Source organism: Protofrankia sp. Cr1 (assembly GCF_963555865.1).
Classification (GTDB): domain Bacteria; phylum Actinomycetota; class Actinomycetes; order Frankiales; family Frankiaceae; genus Protofrankia.
In genome coordinates, this window is sequence record NZ_CAUVXO010000593.1 from 1 (window position 1) to 3,124 (window position 3,124).

Annotated in this window: 3 protein-coding genes; 1 reads left to right on the forward strand and 2 read right to left on the reverse strand. The window is 69.7% G+C overall.

The genetic code is table 11. From position 1 onward, the window contains the following. Positions 1–1,293 (forward strand): methyltransferase, FxLD system (fxlM, locus tag U9980_RS26350; protein ID WP_322770398.1); only part of this gene is annotated, 1,293 nt, incomplete at its 5' end. Between the two features lie 325 nt (positions 1,294–1,618). On the opposite strand, the gene U9980_RS26355 is transcribed toward fxlM, so the two are convergent. Next, positions 1,619–2,161: an NUDIX hydrolase gene (locus tag U9980_RS26355; RefSeq protein WP_416210404.1), complete on the reverse strand. Its 543-nt coding sequence runs from the start codon at positions 2,159–2,161 to the stop codon at positions 1,619–1,621. 5 nt (positions 2,162–2,166) lie between these two features. Continuing rightward, positions 2,167–3,124, reverse strand: a 958-nt coding sequence (locus tag U9980_RS26360; protein ID WP_322770400.1) for an NAD(P)-binding domain-containing protein, incomplete at its 5' end; no start/stop codon positions are given.

Below are 3,124 nucleotides of genomic sequence, written 5' to 3' on the forward strand. Positions count from 1 at the left end.
GGCCTGGGCGGCCCGTCCGCGCAACAGGCGAACTACACTGCGACGGTGGGCATCGGGGCTGGGCCGGCGACAGCGGATAACGTGCGGAATGCGATGGTCGACAAGTTGCGTCCGTGGGGCGCTGTCCTCACCGGTCGGGTGGACGAGGCGATGCGGACGGTGCCTCGACACCTGTTCCTCCCAGACGTCCCGCTGGAGCGGGCCTACGGACTTGACCCGGTCGTCACCCATCGCGACAGCGACGGAGTCGCGGTCAGTTCCGCCTCCGCGCCCGGCACGGTTGCCGGCATGCTGGAGCAGCTCGACGTCCGCCCGGGCCATCGGGTGCTGGAGATCGGGACCGGGACCGGTTACAACGCCGCGCTGCTCGCGTACCTTGTCGGCCCGGCCGGCTCCGTGACGACGATTGAGTACGACGAGGCCGTGGCGTCCTCGGCGCGCGACGCGCTGCGAGGCCTAGGCGAGGTCGTCACCGTGGTGCACGGGGACGGCATGCTCGGCGTGCCAGAACGGCTGGTTTTCGACCGGATCGTGGTCACCGCCGGCGCATGGGATATCCCCGCGGCGTGGTGGGAGCAACTCGCCGAGGACGGGCGTCTCGTGGTGCCGTTGCGCATTCTGGGGCTGACCCGGACGGTCGTCTTCGAGCGCGACGGGACGATCCTGCGCAGCCGGTCGGTCGTGGAGGATGGGTTCATTCCGATGCGCGGCCTCGGCGCGGTGAAGGAGCAGAACATCCCTGTCGGCGCCGGTCCCGACCTGGTCGTCCGCGTTGACGATCATCGTCCCGTGGGTGCCGCGGCCCTCGGCCGGTCGCTGGACCATCCGGCGGCGGTGCGCTGGACCGGGGTGGCGGTCCCATGGGGCTGGACCGAGCATCTCGACTTCTGGCTCGCCGGTCTGGACGGTTTCTGCCGGGTTCTCATCTCGCGGACCGCGGTCGATCAGGGTCGGCTGATGGATCCCAAGGGGCCGTGGGGCAGCATGGGCGTCGTCGAGGGCGGGACGCTGGCCTATCTCACGATGCGGCCGCTTTCCACCGGCGATGCCGAGATGCCCAGCTACGAGGTTGGCGCCTGCGGCTATGGCCCGGATGGCGCCGAGCTGGCGGCTCGCCTCGCGGGCCGCGTCCGGGACTGGGAGCGCGACGGTGGGCAGCGCGTCCGGCTGTGGATCGAGGCGCACCCGGCCGGAGGCCGCCTGCCTGATGCCTCTGACGTCCTTCTGGCGGTCGACAAGCGGTACAGCCGTGTTGTCGTCAGGGTCGCCGAGCGGGAGGCTGCCACTGTCTGACCGCCCGCGGTCAGGACAGGAGCAGCAATGCGTCCCGGTCGTGCGCATGCTGGCAGGAAGCGGCCGGTGCGCCAGCGCAGCAACCAGCCGGCGGCGTTGTCGATGGCATCGCGCTGGCCGGCAACGGCGTAGCCGGCGAGATGGGCGGTGGAGAGCAGAGCGATCGGCCCGGCGGTTATCTACGGCTGTCAAGTCTTTTTGCAGGCGGAGGGGTTGCGGGCCGTTCAGGGACGTTAGGCACGTGCAGCGTGCGTGAGCGACGGTGATGGGGGGCCGCCCCTGCGCGCGTCCGAGGCCGGATGCGCGCAGGGCGGATTGTCGGGTGTCAGCGAAGTGCTGCGGCAATGCGTTGTCGCAGCGTGGCGTCGCTGAGGGTGTGGAACTCACGCCAGGTCGCGGCGGTGACCTCTTCGGTCTGGAGTTGGCGAACGTCGGCGGTGGTGCGGAAGAGGTACCGGACGTCGATGTGCTGATGCTCCGGCTCGCCCTTGACATCGTTGGCGGGAATGGGATGGACGTCGATGTGGATGGAATGCTCGCCCGCGGGGACGACCGCGTCAGCGGGGATGCCGGTCTCCTCAGCGAGTTCGCGCAACGCTGCCCCCAGCAGCGAGGTGTCCTGCGGTTCGAGGTGACCGCCGGGCAGGAGCCATGTGTCCAGTGCTCGGTGGTGGATGTGCAGGATGCGCCCGTCGGTGTCGGCGAGGATCGCGCCGGCGGTCACGTGGCCGCGGAACTCCTTGCGGGAGGTGAGGTCAGCTCCGGTGTCGAGGAGGTCGAGAACGGGGATGAGGTCGGGTTTGTCCTCGGGGTGGGTGTCGAGGTAGGCGGTGAGGGTGGTGCGGATGTGGTCTGCCGTGATGGCCAAGTCGATCACCTGTTGAAGTAGGAGAGCCAGAGCGCCGCGATCGCGGCGCGGTCGGCCGCGGGAACCTCGTGCATGCCGGGGGCGAGGTCGCCGCCGGTGAGCATCCTGATCCCGGCGAGTATCTCGGCTTGGACCAGAAAGATGAACGGGCCAACGGAGGCGCCGTGGAGGAAGTTGACCGCGTTGCCGCCGTTGGCCAGGTAGAAGTAGTGCCCGGTGGTCTGGTAGCGGGTGACGTGCTCACCGACCGCCGTTCGGGTGTAGACGTCTGGGAGTCCGGTCAGTTCGAGTTCGTCTTCGCTGCTGGTGACGGTGGCGATGTAGGCGCCGTTACGCAGGTGGGGGAAGTCCTCGCCGTGCAGGGAGACCGCGCCGGTCGCGCAGAGGACCAGCCCGGCGCCGTTCAGCGCGCTTTCGTGGTCGCGGGCGACGGTGAAGCCTTGGGACAGTGCCTGGGTGCGGCGGACGGGGTCGATGTCGAAGACGGTGACCCGGACGCCCTTGGCGTGCAGGAGGCGGGCGATCGACGATCCGAGTTTGCCGAAGCCGATCACGAGGGCGGGGCGGCCGTGCAGGATGTCGCCGCGGCTGCGCATGACGGCTTCGGTGGAGAAGACGACGGACTGGCCGACGAGGAAGTCCTCGGGGTCCTTCAGCGGCGAGCGGGCGACGGAGATCACCGGGCAGGGCAGCTTGTCGAGGTCGGCGTAGCGGCGGTGGCCGTTCTCGGTGTCCTCGATCACCCCAACGAGCTGGCCGGAGAAGCGTTCGTGCAGGTCGGCCAGGGTCGGGGCGAAGTAGCCGCCGACGTCGAGCAGCGTGATCGGCTCGGCGGCAGCCCGGGTCTCGAAGTAGTCCAGGGTCGCCTCCGGGTCGGTGAACAGTTCGCGGGAGAGCGCGTCGACCGGGATGGTCTGCTCGACCTCGCGTCGGGCGGCGGGGTCGACCGATTTGGGCTTGGGT